At 64.4% G+C, this 14,330-nt stretch carries 15 protein-coding genes and 1 riboswitch; of the genes, 11 read left to right on the top strand and 4 right to left on the bottom strand.

The window, feature by feature from the left end; genetic code table 11:
* Nucleotides 1-8: 8 nt before the first annotated feature.
* The 8 genes from J7E82_RS06575 (at nt 9) to J7E82_RS06540 (ending at nt 7,950) form a co-directional block, all read left to right on the top strand.
* Nucleotides 9-1,139, top strand: coding sequence for an FAD-binding oxidoreductase (locus tag J7E82_RS06575; RefSeq protein ID WP_214861744.1), 1,131 nt, complete (start codon nt 9-11; stop codon nt 1,137-1,139).
* Nucleotides 1,140-1,150: 11 nt separating this feature from the next.
* Nucleotides 1,151-2,362: an imidazolonepropionase gene (gene hutI, locus J7E82_RS06570; RefSeq protein WP_214861742.1), complete on the top strand. Its 1,212-nt coding sequence runs from the start codon at nt 1,151-1,153 to the stop codon at nt 2,360-2,362.
* Between the two features lie 192 nt (nt 2,363-2,554).
* Nucleotides 2,555-3,472 carry an SIS domain-containing protein gene (locus tag J7E82_RS06565; protein ID WP_214861740.1) on the top strand — a complete coding sequence of 306 codons (918 nt, stop codon included), beginning with the start codon at nt 2,555-2,557 and terminating at the stop codon, nt 3,470-3,472.
* 4 nt (nt 3,473-3,476) lie between these two features.
* Nucleotides 3,477-4,460 (top strand): ROK family protein, encoded by a 984-nt coding sequence (locus J7E82_RS06560; protein ID WP_214861738.1) that lies wholly within the window; start codon nt 3,477-3,479, stop codon nt 4,458-4,460.
* Nucleotides 4,461-4,480: 20 nt separating this feature from the next.
* Nucleotides 4,481-5,458, top strand: a complete 978-nt coding sequence (locus tag J7E82_RS06555) for a hexose kinase (RefSeq protein WP_308113653.1) — start codon at nt 4,481-4,483, stop codon at nt 5,456-5,458.
* Nucleotides 5,455-6,294: a class II fructose-bisphosphate aldolase gene (locus tag J7E82_RS06550; RefSeq protein ID WP_214861727.1), complete on the top strand. Its 840-nt coding sequence runs from the start codon at nt 5,455-5,457 to the stop codon at nt 6,292-6,294. Before J7E82_RS06555 ends, J7E82_RS06550 begins: the two co-directional genes overlap by 4 nt.
* A 22-nt stretch (nt 6,295-6,316) precedes the next feature.
* Nucleotides 6,317-7,108, top strand: coding sequence for a DeoR/GlpR family DNA-binding transcription regulator (locus J7E82_RS06545; protein ID WP_214861725.1), 792 nt, complete (start codon nt 6,317-6,319; stop codon nt 7,106-7,108).
* A gap of 74 nt (nt 7,109-7,182) precedes the next feature.
* Nucleotides 7,183-7,950 (top strand): CPBP family intramembrane glutamic endopeptidase, encoded by a 768-nt coding sequence (locus J7E82_RS06540; RefSeq protein ID WP_214861723.1) that lies wholly within the window; start codon nt 7,183-7,185, stop codon nt 7,948-7,950.
* A 112-nt stretch (nt 7,951-8,062) separates the two neighbouring features.
* Here J7E82_RS06540 and J7E82_RS06535 read toward each other — a convergent pair whose 3' ends face one another.
* Nucleotides 8,063-8,701 carry a VOC family protein gene (locus tag J7E82_RS06535; protein ID WP_214861721.1) on the bottom strand — a complete coding sequence of 213 codons (639 nt, stop codon included), beginning with the start codon at nt 8,699-8,701 and terminating at the stop codon, nt 8,063-8,065.
* A 151-nt stretch (nt 8,702-8,852) separates the two neighbouring features.
* A riboswitch (SAM riboswitch) is annotated at nt 8,853-8,968 on the top strand.
* A gap of 13 nt (nt 8,969-8,981) precedes the next feature.
* Between J7E82_RS06535 and J7E82_RS06530 the strand changes: the two genes are divergently transcribed.
* The gene (locus tag J7E82_RS06530; RefSeq protein ID WP_214861719.1) at nt 8,982-10,130 is read left to right on the top strand and encodes a homoserine O-acetyltransferase; all 1,149 of its coding nucleotides are present in this window, start codon (nt 8,982-8,984) and stop codon (nt 10,128-10,130) included.
* A gap of 85 nt (nt 10,131-10,215) precedes the next feature.
* On the opposite strand, the gene J7E82_RS06525 is transcribed toward J7E82_RS06530, so the two are convergent.
* Both J7E82_RS06525 and J7E82_RS06520 read right to left on the bottom strand, forming a co-directional pair.
* Complete coding sequence (locus J7E82_RS06525; RefSeq protein WP_214861717.1) at nt 10,216-11,301, bottom strand: winged helix DNA-binding domain-containing protein; 1,086 nt, start codon at nt 11,299-11,301, stop codon at nt 10,216-10,218.
* 39 nt (nt 11,302-11,340) lie between these two features.
* Complete coding sequence (locus tag J7E82_RS06520) at nt 11,341-12,204, bottom strand: SGNH/GDSL hydrolase family protein (protein ID WP_214861716.1); 864 nt, start codon at nt 12,202-12,204, stop codon at nt 11,341-11,343.
* Nucleotides 12,205-12,277: 73 nt separating this feature from the next.
* Here J7E82_RS06520 and J7E82_RS06515 point away from each other — a divergent pair, with 73 nt between their 5' ends.
* A complete protein-coding gene (locus tag J7E82_RS06515) occupies nt 12,278-12,928 on the top strand; it encodes an alpha/beta hydrolase (RefSeq protein WP_214861714.1) in 651 nt (216 codons plus the stop codon).
* A gap of 45 nt (nt 12,929-12,973) precedes the next feature.
* Here J7E82_RS06515 and J7E82_RS06510 read toward each other — a convergent pair whose 3' ends face one another.
* A complete protein-coding gene (locus tag J7E82_RS06510) occupies nt 12,974-13,201 on the bottom strand; it encodes an RNA-binding S4 domain-containing protein (protein WP_214861712.1) in 228 nt (75 codons plus the stop codon).
* 24 nt (nt 13,202-13,225) lie between these two features.
* Here J7E82_RS06510 and J7E82_RS06505 point away from each other — a divergent pair, with 24 nt between their 5' ends.
* On the top strand, nt 13,226-14,275 hold the full coding sequence (locus J7E82_RS06505) for a DMT family transporter (RefSeq protein WP_214861710.1): 1,050 nt from the start codon (nt 13,226-13,228) through the stop codon (nt 14,273-14,275).
* Nucleotides 14,276-14,330 lie beyond the last annotated feature (55 nt).

Raw genomic sequence — 14,330 nt, 5'->3', positions numbered from 1 at the left:
ATGTAGCCATGGCAGCGACTTATGACGTGGTAATCGTTGGTGGCGGCATCGCCGGACTTTCGCTGGCTTCGGTCCTGGCCGGTCGCTGCTCGGTGGCCCTCGTCGAAGCCGAGCAATCGCTCGCCTATCACGCCTCCTCGCGTTCGGCCCGGCAGCTGATCCCCAGCTATGGGCCGCCGGTTGTCCAGGAACTCACCATGCGGACCCTGGAACTCATGGCGATTCGGGACTCCGTGCTGCCGGAACCGGTCCTGACCCCGAGCAGCTTCATGCTCATCGGCGACTTCGAGCAGGTGCGCGCCCAGGCAAGCGGCCACATGCGCCCGATCAGTGTCGCCGAGGCCCTTGAGTTGTGTCCCGTCCTCAAGCCCGGGACGTTCAGCGCGGCGGGCCTGGACACCGGTTCATTTGCCTGCAATGCACCACTCCTGATCGAAGACCATCGGCGGTTGGCCGAAGCTGGCGGGGTTGACATCATGGCGGGAGCGCGGGTCCATTCAGCACAGCGGCTTGGCAGTGGCTGGCAGTTGGGGGCCGGGCAGGAAGCCTTCCAATCGGCCGTCGTCGTTAATGCAGCCGGTGCATGGGCGGACGAGCTTGCGGTGATCAGCGGTGTCGAGAAGCTCGGCCTGCAGCCCTTCCGCCGAACAGCGGCAATTGTCGACGTCGAGCGGCCGCTTCCGGAAGGCTGTCCCGGGGTGACCGCCGCGGACAACTCGTTCTACTTCTGGCGCAACGACGGCCACGTGCTAATCTCGCCGTCCGAAGCCGTCCCAAGCGGGCCCGAGGATGCCAGGCCGAGGCCGGGGGACATCCAGCAACTGATCTCCCGGCTGAACTCGCTCACGACGCTCGGCATCCGCTCAGTGCGGCGGTCCTGGACGGGGCTGCGTACCCACGCGGCTGACGGCGTCCCGGTGGTCGGCTTCGATGCGGAAGCCCCCGGGTTCTTCTGGCTCGCCGGTCAGGGCGGCTACGGCTTCCAGACGTCGTCGGCCATCGCCGAGCTTGCCGCCGATATGATCCTCGGGTCGATCTCCGGGGGAGGCGCCCACGAGGCTGCGCCGACTTATACCGAGCATCCGGAATCCCGGACAGCTGAGGCGCTGGCGGCGACGCGCTGGTCGATCCGACGTTGAAGAATGGATGCATGTCCATACTGATCGGCGATATCGGCGAACTCATGACCCAGGACGTGGATTACCGCGTCCTCAGCAATGCCGCGGTGGTGATCGAGGGCGAACGGGTTTCCTGGATTGGCGCCGCCGCAGAGGCGCCGGCGGCGGACGAGTTCGTCGACGCCGGAGGCCGCGCCCTGTTGCCGGGCTGGGTCGATTCGCATTCCCACCTGGTTTTTGCCGGCGACCGCACCGCTGAGTTCGAGGCTCGCATGGCCGGCCAGACCTACAGTGCGGGCGGGATCGCGGTGACCATGGAGGCCACGCGCAGCATTGGTGATGAGAAGCTCGCGCAGCTGACGGCAGGCCGCGTAGCCGAAGCCGTCTCGCAGGGGACCACGTATCTGGAAACCAAGACCGGCTATGGGCTGGACATCGAACACGAAGCCAGGAGCGCCCGGATCGCGGCCGGACTCGTCGACGAAGTGACGTATCTGGGGGCGCATCTGGTTCCCAAAGGGGCCGATGCCGACGAATACACGGAGCTGGTCTGCGGACCGATGCTGCAGGCGGTACTGCCCTATGTGAAGTGGGCGGATGTCTTCTGCGAGCGCGGAGCGTTCACTGAGGAGCAGTCCCGCAAAGTACTCCAGGCGTGCAAGGACGCGGGCCTGGGACTTCGGGTGCACGGGAACCAGCTCGGGGAGGGACCCGGGGTTCGCCTGGCTGTGGAGTTCGGCGCAGCCAGCGTGGACCACGTTAACCACCTGACGGAAAAGGACGTCGGTGCCCTCGCGGACAGCTGGAGCAGCTGGGACGCCTCCTCCGGAACGGGCGACCGGGGAACTGTGGCAACCTGCCTGCCTGCCTGTGATCTTTCAACCAGGGAGGTCCTCGCCCCCGGGCGGGAACTGCTCGACGCCGGTGTGCAGCTTGCCTTGGCCTCCAACTGCAATCCCGGGACGTCTTACACCACCTCTATGGCCTTCTGCGTCACCACAGCCGTCCTGCAAATGCGGCTCAGCGTCCATGAGGCTGTCCGGGCGGCCACCTACGGCGGCGCCCTGGCGCTTGGCAGGGAGTCCGGGAACGACGTCGACGGCGAGCGGGCCGTCGGGTCGATCGCCGTCGGGCATCGGGCGGACCTTCACCTGCTCAACGCTCCGTCGGCCACGCACCTGGCGTACCGTCCCGGAATTCCGTTGACCCGCGCAGTGTGGAGGGCCGGGAGCCGCGTCCAGTGATGTAGGGTCCACCACCCTTAACAGCCGCCGTCCTTCCGGACGGCGGCTGTTGCTTTTGGTGGACCAGGTTTGGCGCACCAGCGTTGGAGCAAGAGTCTTGTGCGATTGAAAATGCTCGTTTAGTGTTTGCATAAGTCAGAAAACGTCAACACTCTCCATTTCTTCGCCTCGCACAAAGGAACGTGAATCATCATGGCTGACACCATCCTCGGAGCCTTCATGGAAGAGGAACTGTTATCCCAGCCGGACGTTTGGCTCCGTGCCATCGCCCAGGCCGGGACGGAAAGGCTGCTTCCCCAGGACGGGGCGCGGGTCGCCGTCGTCGGCTGCGGCAGCTCCTGGTTCATGTCCCAGTGCTACGCAGTAGCCCGCGAGGGCGCCGGCAAGGGCGAAACCGAGGCTTTTGCCGCCTCCGAAGCCTTCCTCGACCACTACCGGAAGAACCGTGACTACGATGCAGTAGTTGCCATCACGCGTTCCGGAACCACCACCGAAGTCCTTGAACTCCTGGCCGAGCTCAACGGAAGTATTCCGACTGTTGCCGTCATCGGCGATACCGGCAGCCCCATCACGGACCTGGTTGATGAGGTCATTGGACTGCCCTATGCCGATGAGCAATCAGTGGTGCAGACCCGCTTCGCTACTGCTGCGTTGGCTTACCTCCTTACCAGCCTGGGTACAGACGTCCGGGCGGCAGTGGACCAGGCCCGTGAGGTGCTGGCCGAGGCGGTACCGGCAGAATTGCTCGACGCCGAGCAGTTCACCTTCCTCGGCCGCGGCTGGACCGTAGGACTTGCGCATGAAGCTGCCCTCAAGATGCGGGAGGGCGTCCAGGACTGGACCGAGTCCTACCCCGCCATGGAATACCGGCACGGGCCCATCTCCATTGCGGCCCCCGGCAGGGTTACCTGGCTCTTCGGCGAGGAACCGGCAGGACTTGAAGCGGATCTTGCCCGGACCGGTGCACTCTATGTCCGCTCCGCACGGCATCCACTGGCCGAGCTTGCCAGGCTGCATAAAGTCACCCTTGAACGTGCGCGGCAGCGCGGGCTGAATCCGGATGTGCCCCGCCATCTCACCCGTTCTGTCATCCTCGACCCCTCGGCCTAGGCCAATGGACTCCGAGACTGTTCCCCCGAGGACTGTTCCCTCAGGTACGGCGGCAGCCCTGCCGTCGGGCAGGCTCGGACGCGCCTCACACGCTGTCCTGGCCTTCGACGTCGGAGGTACCGACCTGAAAGCGGGCCTCGTAGATTCCGACGGCTCCCTGAAGGGCAGGCGAAGGACTGCCACTCCGCATGATCCTTCCCGCCCGGCGGAGTCGATCCTGGATCGCGTGGCCGAGCTGGCTGCAGAGCTGGCCCACGAATACCCTGGCTCCCCGCCGAGGGCTGCGGGCGTGGTGGTGCCAGGCATCGTCGATGCCGTAGCGGGCGTGGGAGTCTTCTCCGTAAACCTCGGCTGGCACGATTTCCCGTTTGTGGCAGAAGCAGAGGCACGTCTTGGCATGCCAGTGTCCTTTGGCCATGACGTCGGAGCGGCAGGCGACGCGGAAGTGCTCCTTGGTGCAGCGCGGGACTACCGGGACGTTGTGGTCATGGTGCTGGGAACAGGCATTGCCGGAGCTGTGTTCTCCGAGGGGCAGGCTGTGACCGCGGGAGGGCATGCCGGCGAGTTGGGCTATGCCCTGGTGCCGTCACCGGACGGGACGGGCACAACAATCCTTGAGGCAGTGGGTTCCGCGGGGGCCATCGCCCGGCGTTACACGGAGCATTCCGGACATGCGGTAGGCGGTGCACGGGAGGTACTGGCCCTGTCCCGCTCCGGTGATGCGAGCGCCGCGAAGGTATGGAGCGAGGCCGTTGACGCCCTCGCCTTCAGCATCTGCCAGTGCGTCAGCATCCTCGGAACGGAGGCCGTGGTGGTCGGCGGGGGACTCGCCGAAGCCGGCGAGGCCGTTCTTGGACCCCTGCGCCGTCGCGTGGACCAGCTGCTGGACTTCCAGCGGAGGCCGGTCATCCTTCCCGCACAGCTGGGCCAGGATGCCGGGCTGCTTGGGGCGGCGATCCGGGCCCGGGCGCTGCTGGGTTCGCCGTGACGCTTCGCCGGGTGGTCACCGTGACCCCAAATCCCGCCCTTGACTTGACGTACGAAGTGCCCGGCATCAAGCCCGGCGCCAGCCACCGCGTGCCCCCGCCGTTCAGCCGAGCCGGGGGCAAGGGATTAAACGTTGCCCGAGTGGCCCATCAGCTGGGATATCCGGTAATGGCCGTAGTCCCGTTCGGCGGCCACACTGGAGACTCCTTCATCGCCGAGCTTCGCAGCAGCGGATTGCCGCACCGCCCGGTTGCCATAGCCGGCGAAACCCGCCGGAGCATAGCCCTGATGGACACGGACAGTGGCCTGGCGACAGTTTTCAACGAAGAGGGTCCTTCCCTGCAGCCTGGTGAATGGCGCGCACTCGCGGCAGCCGTCGTCGACGTCCTTGGCGTTTCCGGCGACCTGGTCCCCGGCGTCCATAACGTCGACGATACTGCCGGTGGGCAGGCCGGAGTGCTTGTGGGAGCCGGAAGCCTGCCGCTTGGGGCGCCGGGCGACTTCTATCCGGCGCTCGTGCGGCTGGCTCACGACGTCGGAGTCCCCGCCGTCGTGGACACGTCAGGATCAGCGCTCCTCGACGCCGCCCGGGCCGGCGCCGACCTTTTGAAACCGAATCACCACGAACTCCGGGAGGCCACGGGAGAGGACGAACTGCACAGGGGCGCCCGCAACCTGATCGCACAGGGAGCCCGCATGGTCCTGGTCAGCGCCGGCGCCGACGGGATGTCGGCTTTCCACCGCGACAGCCCGGACGGATATTTCACGGCACGCCTGCCGCAGCCCCTCGAGGGAAATCCGACCGGCGCCGGGGACGCAGCTGTCTCTGCCGCGGCCGTCGCGCTCGCTGCCGGGATCACCGACCCACCGGAAATCCTGCGAAGGGCCAGCGCCTGGTCGGCCGCCGCGGTCCTCATGCCGGTCGCGGGGGAAGTATCAGCTCGCCTGGACATGCTCGAAGAGCAGTTGGTTATCACGTGGGAGGAGGATACGCAGTGACGCTGGCCAGCACCCGGGAACTCATGGACAAGGCGGCGGCAGAAGGCCGGGGACAGGGCGCTTTCAACGTCATCCACCTCGAAACGGCGGAAGGCCTCGTGGCCGCGGCGGAAGCCGCGGGTCTACCGATGATCCTGCAGGTCTCCGAGAACTGTGCCCGCTACCACGGTGGGTTGGAGCCGCTGGCGCTCGCCGTAAAGTCGATCGCGCACAGCTCCTCAGCTCCAGTGGCCCTGCACCTCGACCACGCCGAAAGCGAAGACCTCGCCCTGCAGGCTATCGACCTTGGCTTCAGTTCAGTGATGTACGACGGCGCCCATCTTCCTTATGAGTGGAACGTCGAAGTGACTCGCCGTGTTGCCTCCTACGGCCACGACCGGGGAGTGTATGTGGAGGCCGAACTTGGCAAGGTAGGAGGCAAGGACGGTGCCCACTCTCCGGGAGTGCGAACGGACCCGAAGGAGGCTGTGGACTTCGTCGCCGCCACAGGCGTTGATGCCCTCGCCGTCGCAGTGGGGTCATCCCATGCAATGACGGAGCGGAACGCTGTGCTGGACCTGGAACTGATTGCCCGACTTAAGGAGGCGCTGAACGTGCCCTTGGTGCTGCACGGTTCATCCGGCGTCGCAGACGAAATGCTAATGGCAGCCATCGCTGCAGGTATGACTAAAATCAACGTGTCCACACACCTGAACGGGTTCTTCACCCGCGCCATCCGTGAGTATCTGGAGGCCAACCCCGCTGTCATGGATTCCCGGAAGTACCTCAAGGCAGGCCGGGACGCGCTCGTGCCGGAAGCCGCACGTATGTTGACGCTGTTCGCGAAGGCGACGTAGTCCCGCCCATGAAAGGCCAAGAATGACCCGCACCGAACGGCTGACAGCCATCCTGGACCTGCTTGCCGAAACAGGCCAGGTAGAAGTCGAGGATATCGTCACCAGGCTTGGGGTTTCGCCTGCCACAGCACGTCGGGACCTGGACAGCCTGGCCAAGCAGCGGCTTCTCAGCCGGACCAGGGGAGGAGCCACTACGGGCTCAGTCGCTTACGACCTCCCCGGCCGCTACAACAGGGACGACCACGCGGAAGCCAAGCACCAGATCGCCCTGGCTGCCTCCGGGCTCATCAAGCCCGGAGCAGTGATCGGGCTGAGCGGTGGAACCACCAGCACCGCGCTGGCCCAGGTGCTCTCCACGCGCGAAGACCTCAACGCGCCGTCGAACAAGCCCATGCTCACCGTCGTTACCAACGCAATCAATATTGCGGCGCAGCTCGCGGTCCGGCCCAATATCAAGATCATGGTGACAGGCGGCATCCTGAACCCCCGATCCTATGAACTGGTGGGGCCCTACACGGATGTCATCATGCAAAAGGTTGCCCTGGACATCGCCTTCATCGGCGTGAACGGAATCGATCCCATGATCGGTCCCACGATCACGGACGAGGGCGAGGCCATGGTGAACGCTGTCCTGGCACGCCGTGCCACTGAGTCGTATGTGCTGGCAGATTCCTCCAAGGTAGGAAGGCGAGCGTTCGCTGCTATGGCAGGTTACGATTTCCGCTTCCTGGTGACGGATGCCGGCATTAAACCAGCTGACAAGGAAGCCTTTGAGGCGAACGGCACCCAGGTGATTGTTGCCCCTGAAGCTTAGGGGACGGGACTCCATGGGCGGGGCGCGCTGCTGCGTTCGGCTTTGTGCCAGGAAAGTACGGGCAAGATAGGTACATGCTGGTACCGTCCCGCCGTCGACTGCGGCTCGAAGTCCTGATCGTCCTTGGCCTGTCCCTGGGCCAATCAGCCGTCTACTCAGTGGTGCAGCTGCTGGACAAGATGACGCGCGCCCCCTTGTCGGAAGCTACGTCCACACTCAACAGGTCCCAAAGCCCGAGGGAATACTTCGACCTGACGTACCAGCTTCTGGACATCGCCTTCGCGCTGGTCCCGGTGATGCTGGTGTTCTACTTCTTGTCGGTGCAGCGGCAGGGGGCGGGAGAGGACGGCTCCGCCTTCAAGAAATTCGGCTTCAACCTCGAGCGCCCGGGAAGGGACGCCCTCCAAGGACTTGGGCTTGCCGCCCTGATAGGCCTTCCCTCGCTGGCGTTGTACGCCGCGGGCAGGGCGCTCGGAATCACGACGTCAATCATTCCAAGCGGCCTCGACGCCTACTGGTGGACAGTCCCGGTCCTCATCCTGTCGGCCATCCGGCACGCCATCGTGGAGGAGGTCATCGTGGTGGCGTATCTGTTGGACCGTTTCGGAAAGTTTGGGTGGAGCACGCCGGTAGCCATCGCGCTGAGCGCGATGCTGCGCGGCACCTACCACCTGTACCAGGGCTTCGGCCCGTTCCTCGGCAACGCCATCATGGGCGTACTGTTTGCCTGGCTGTACACCCGGACCAGGAGGGTTCTTCCGCTGGTCGTGGCCCACGCACTGCTGGACATCGTGGCCTTCGTGGGGTTCAGCCTCTTCGGCAACGCAGTAGGCCTTGGCTGAGGTCGCCGTTAAAGAATTCGGCCGCCATCTCCGGGTGGCGCCGTTGGCACCCGCGGATGGCGGCCGAAGTTTCCGGGACACTCCATCGTGTCCCTGGCGGTCAGTGGTTACCTCAAATGATTACAGCGCCGTTGGCGGTTTCGAACGTTACGGACAGGATCCCCGGCGTGCCGTGAGGAGCTACCCACTGGACGGCTACGTCCTCAAGCGGCCTCTCCACAGGTTCGCCTAGCCATTCGGTAACCCGCTCAGCCGAACCGGCAATGGTGAGGCTGGACATCTTGACGTCGCTCGCGTAGGCATTCGACGGGTGGAGGTCCGGGTCGCCTTCCCACTTGAGCATGTAGGGCACCTGGGGGTCGGCGATGAGGCCGAGGATGCCGATCTGCTGCCAGACGAGTTCACGGCCATCCGGGAACTTCCGGTTGCCCGGGACAGCGGCGCGGCCAAGGCGCTCCTCGAAGGGTGCAAGGTCCTTGACCTCCACGCACCATCCCATCCAGCCCCCTCCGGCAGCTGAGCGGGCCCGAACCGCCTGGCCGAAAGGTGCCTTGTCCGAGGCGGGGTGGTCCAGGACCTCCACGACCTCCAGGTACTTATGGTCAGCAAGGGGAATGATCATATTGCGGGTACCAAAGCGGGGGTGCACTCCACCCCTCACGGCCTCAACTCCGAGGGCCGCGGAGATCCGCTCAGTTGTGGCCGCGAGGCCATCTTGTTCACAGGCGTAAGAGACGTGATCCATGCGCATGGCTTCATCTTGACACTTTGTGATGGACCTCTCAGCTAAGGGTAACCTAACCAAAATTCCGGGAAGGCAAAGGCGAGGCAACGAGGCGCTGGAGTCACATAGCTGTCACATTCTTGGGGTATCCGGAAGCGTGTTTCGTACACTCTTTGTAGGTCATGAGTGCCAGCGACAGCCCCGGCTTGCTGGCCGGCAACCCTCCTTCCGCGGCGGGGTGCCCCGGGTGAAGACCTGGCCTGCCGAACAGCTGACGGCAGGCAAGCGCGATGAAGAGGTCTTTTTAATGTCGATAGCCGTAACAGCCATATCGTCCGAGGATTCCGAGAACGGGGATGCCCTGAGCACTGTGCCTGACGGAACGGTCCAGTATCTTTCCGTTGGAGCGCTTGAGCTCGAAGCCGGCGGATTCCTGCCTGAGGTCACGCTGGCCTATGAAACCTGGGGCCGCCTCAACAGCGATGCCTCCAACGCGGTCTTGATTCAGCATGCCCTCACTGGCAGCACCCATGTCACTCGTGGTGCCTCTGATGAGGAGGGCTGGTGGGAACAACTGGTGGGTCCCGGTGCCCCCGTTGATACTGACAAGTATTTTGTGGTGTCAATCAATATTGTGGGCGGCTGCTACGGTTCCACGGGACCGTCCTCCATTTCTCCAGATGGCCGGCCCTGGGGTTCCCGCTTCCCGCTGATCACCCTTCGCGACAGCGCCGCCGCTGAGGCCAGGCTGGCCGATGCACTGGGCATCCGAAGCTGGTATGCGATTTTGGGCGGCTCCATGGGCGGTGCCCGCGCGCTTGAATGGGCGGTCACTTTTCCGGAGCGGGTGAAGCGCTGCGGCGTGATTTCCGTGGGAGCGTACAGCACGGCGGAGCAGATCGCCTTCGCCCAGGCCCAGACCCTTGCCATTCGGCAGGACCCCGATTTCAACGGCGGCGACTACTACGGCGGCCGCACCCCTGAAGCCGGGCTCGCCCTGGCTCGTCGAATCGCCCACATCACTTACCGTTCGGCTGATGAGCTGGATTTCCGGTTTGGCCGCAACGCCCAGGGCGAGGAATCGCCGTTCGACGCCGCGGTGCTGGGGGAGCGGGGCCGTTACCAGGTGGAAAGCTACCTCGACCACCAGGGCACAAAGCTGGTGCGACGCTTCGATGCCAACAGCTATATCGCCATCACAGAGGCACTCATGAGCCATGACGTGAGCCGGGGGCGCGGCACCCTGAAGGAAGCACTCGAGAAGGCAACCGCGGAATTTTTCATCGCGGCTGTGGACTCTGACAGGCTGTACTTCCCGGCGCAGTCCCGCGAACTTGCCGATGCCCTGCCCGGCGACGTTGACGTACACGTTATCGAAGCTCCGATCGGCCATGACGGGTTCCTCACGGAAATCGGACAGCTCCAGGAGCAGTTGAGGAACGGGTTCTTCGCCTGACAGGGCCCCATGGCTCACGGGGCTATCTCCTGGACCGGCCGTTGTCCCTTGGGTCGGACGCCCTTGGGTAGGGCGTAGCTCGGCTTCAGGTTCGTTTCACGGGCATGCCAAGGAACGCGCCGTACGCGGAGATGGTCCTCTCCAGCGCCTCGCGTTCTGGGCCATCCAGCTCCGTATCCATGCGGATATCCAGTTCGCACGTTCCCCGTTCAAAGCGATGACGCCAGAAGCCCGCGAGCCTGCCATTACGGAGCACGACGTGAATGGGCTTATCGCCCGGGAAGAGCGGCACTGTCCCGCCAAGATAATGCCTGGACTGCGAGTACCCCATCACGTACTCGTCATAGCACTGGATCAGATCCAGGCGCGTCCCGTCGTCGTCGCTCGAGGCATCCGGACGGAAGTAGAAGTCAGTGCCATCGATCGTGAAGGACTCCAGCAGGCCCGGGTCCTGCTCTTCGGCCAGCCGTAACCCAAAGCGGACATCGGTCATGGTCATTCCGGACCATCCCGCGCAATCCCTGACGGTCGCCGGTCCACGGCTGCTGAAATAGCGTTGCGCGAGCCGGGCCAGCGCGGCTTCGCGTTCCACGGACCCCGCCGGGACCCTTTCGTCAAAGAGCGCGTAGCGCTGCTTGAGGGCGCCGCCCGGGGAACGCAACGGCGTACCACTCACCAGGATTCCGTTGACCTCAGCATGCATCACCAGGTAGGCCAGTCTCAGGCGTTGAGCTTCGAAGCCTTCATCCTGGAGGATGGCCGCCAGTTCCTCCCGGGTCTTGTGTCGGCCTCCCGCCACGGCTTCGGCCAGGATCGCATCGCTCCTGGCCGAATCCCCGGCACTGATGCCGGTCTGCCGATAGGTTGCCTGGTTGGCCTGGTGCAGCCGCGGCCGCGAGAGCTCCATCAACCACCTGAGGTCGTCCCTGTGAACGAAATGCCAGGTGGGCCGGAGGATATGCGTCCGCAGGATACGGCCGTCCGCCACCGCGTCCTCAACAAGTTGGGCTGTTGTCCCCGAGGTGCGCTGTGCCAGGGACCAGCGCGCGTACGCGAATTCCTGCGCCTGTACCGCCAGGAGTTGCCTCAGTATCTCCTCCGGGGAGCTCGCATACGGGGGGCGAAGCTTTTGGCGGACGAGCCGGAGCCGAACAAGCTCTTCAGCGTCCATTGCGTCCACCGGCCGAAACAGCCATCACCCGGGGTCGCATCACTCGGGCGGAAGGATGAGCGCCGTGCCCTGGTCGCTCCCAAACCGGTCGCTCCCAAAGACGGGTCCCGGCGTCGGACGCTTGGCCGTGATGCCGTCCCCGGAAGATCGGTGCCTCAGGCGCCGGATGACCCAGGGGACAAAGTATTCACGGGCCCACACGAAGTCTCCGGCTCGCGCTTCACGCCAAGTCCGCGGCGGAAGCGGCTTGGGGGACAGGGGCTCCAGGGTGTGGGGAACATTGAGGGAATCCAACACCATCGCGGCAATCGTGTGATGGCCCAAGGGTGAAAAATGCAGCCTGTCTTCATTCCACATCTGGGGATCGGCCAGCTGTCGCAGCGACCACATGTCAGCCACCACGGCGTCGTGACGGGCGGCCACAGTGCGCAGGTTCTCGTTATAGATGGCTACCTTGCCGCGAATGCGGCCCAGGACAGTTGAGCCGGTGTCCGGACCGCTGAACAGGATCACGGTCGCACCGGCGGAACTCAGGATCTGGACGGCGGAATCCAACTTTTCGGCCAATAGATCCGGATCGCCGCCGGGGCGGATGAGGTCGTTGCCCCCGGCGGAAATGGACACGAGGTCCGGCTTCAGCGACAGGCACGGCGCCAGTTGCTGGTCGCTGATCTGCTGCAGGAGCCTGCCGCAAACGGCGAGGTTCGCATAGGCAAAATCGGCGTGGCCGCGGCTAAGCTCCTCTGACACGCGATCTGCCCAGCCCCGGTGGCCGCCCGGGCTATTGGCTTCCGGGTCTCCGATTCCTTCCGTGAAGGAGTCTCCCAGCGCCACATACCTGCCCCAGGGATGGGCCGCAGCCGTTCCGTCCGCAGCCGCCAACGAGTTGATCTCACTCACCATTTCATCCTGCCTTTAGCCGGCGGACCTCGCCAGGGAAAACTTGTTACTAGTGGGTAACTGCAAGAATAGTCCCATGACTGAAGCTGTTGTGTTTCCTGCCCCTGTTGTCTTGTGGTCCAAGCCCGAAGAGGAACGTAAGGGGAAGCCGCTGCTGGTGCTGCTGCACGGCTACGGAGCCAACGAACAGGACCTTTTCAGCCTGGCACAGCTCCTGCCGGACGAGTTCGTCGTCGCCTCAGTGCGCGCGCCGCTGGTCATGGGCCCCGGCTTCACCTGGTTTCCGCTGAGCCAGTCCATCGATTATTCCGTTGAGGCAGTATTGAAGGCCTCTGACTACGTGCTGGACTGGCTGGACGGCGTCAAGCGCAACCATCCTTCTGTCACTCTTTTGGGTTTTTCCATGGGTATGGCCATGGCGACCACGCTCTTGCGTCGCCGGCCGGGTGACTTCGCCGCCGTCGTTGGACTATCAGGTTTCGCTGTCGACGGCGGCGCCCACGCAGACTTCCGCGACGCCGAACTCGACGGCACGGTCCCGATGTTCTGGGGCCGGGACCAGCAGGATCCAGTCATTACGCCGGACAAAATCGAATTCACCATGGGCTGGGTCCGTAAGCACGTGAAGCTCACCAAGGTCCTCTACACGGGAATGTGGCATGGCATCAATGAGCAGGAAATCGGGCACGTCAACGAATTCCTGACCCACGAGGTCCTGAAAAAATAAGCTTTCGGGGCGGAAGTAAGACGTCCGGTCGGTGGAGGCTTGGCGTCAGGAAGCAGCAATCCGTACGGACTGGCCACTGACGGTGACTGTGTCGCCCGGGTGAAGCTGGCGGCCCCGCCGCTCCTCGATCTCCCCGTTGACCTTGACCAGGCCGTTCTTGATGAGCTCGGTAGCTTCGACGCCGTCTTCCACCAGGTTGGCAAGCTTCAGCAGCTGCCCAAGCCGGATCATGTCGTCGCGGATGGGGATCTCTTCGATTTCGGGGTTGCTCATAGAAGCAATGATGCCTGAAGTAGGGTGGGTCGAGTGCCTTCTCCGACCACTCGCTCCTCCCTTCCCCTCGCCGCGGGCCTGCCACTGGCTGTGGCCGCCGGCCTGGCTATTCCGCTGCAGGGCCGGATCAACGGCGCCCTGGGCACCCGGCTGGAGGATGGAATTGCCGCAGCCGTAGTGAGCTTCACTACGGGACTGATCCTGATGGTGGTGATCTCCCTCATCCTGCCGAAAGGCCGCCAGGGGATTGCCCGAATCGTGCCGGCCATCCGCTCGCGGAGATTCCCGCCGTTCTATGTGCTTGCTGGCGGGATCGGGGCCCTTTTTGTCTTCTCCCAGTCCTTCACCATCGGCCTGCTCGGGGTGGCGCTCTTCACGGTGGCAACCGTGACTGGACAGACGCTCAGCGGGCTCCTCGTGGATCGGCTGGGCATCGGTCCGGGAGGGAAACGTTCCATCACCGGCGTCCGCATCCTTGGCACAGTCATGACCATCGCTGCCGTGGCGTGGGCTGTTTCCCCTCGGTTCGGGGGCGCGGGGAGTGACCCTGCAACCCCGCTGCCGATACTGCTGGCGGTCCTGTTGCCGATGTTGTTGCCTTTGGCAGGTGGCTTCCTCATGAGTTTCCAGCAGGCTATGAACGGCGTTGCGACCCAGCACTATGGGACGCCGATCGCAGCCACCCTGGTCAACTTCATCGCGGGGGCGGTCATCCTGTGGCTTGCACTGTTGGTCAAGGTCCTCTTGGCGGGACCCGGCCAGGGGCTGCCATCGGAGTGGTGGTACTACCTTGGCGGACCTATGGGCTGTATCTTCATTGGCCTTGCCGCCTTGCTGGTCCGGAGCCTAGGCGTCCTGGTCACCGGGCTCGGAATGATTGCGGGGCAGCTTATGGGATCGCTGGCATTGGACGTGGCCTTCCCCGCGCCGGGGACCGTGGTGGCCCTGCCCACAGTCCTCGGGACCCTCCTGACCCTTGGCGCCATCATCATCGCCACCCTCCCATGGCCGCGCGGAGCCTTCCGGGTGAAGAGCGCACCCCTCGGGCGGGAGAGTGGAGCCAAAGGCCGGTAGGCTAGGACACGCAGCTTTCTGCACACAGCTTTCCTTCCCAACCCCGCCGGGCATC

It is taken from the genome of Arthrobacter sp. ISL-30, assembly GCF_018613855.1.
Taxonomy (GTDB): Bacteria; Actinomycetota; Actinomycetes; order Actinomycetales; family Micrococcaceae; genus Arthrobacter.
This window is presented reverse-complemented; position numbering and strand designations above follow the sequence as displayed.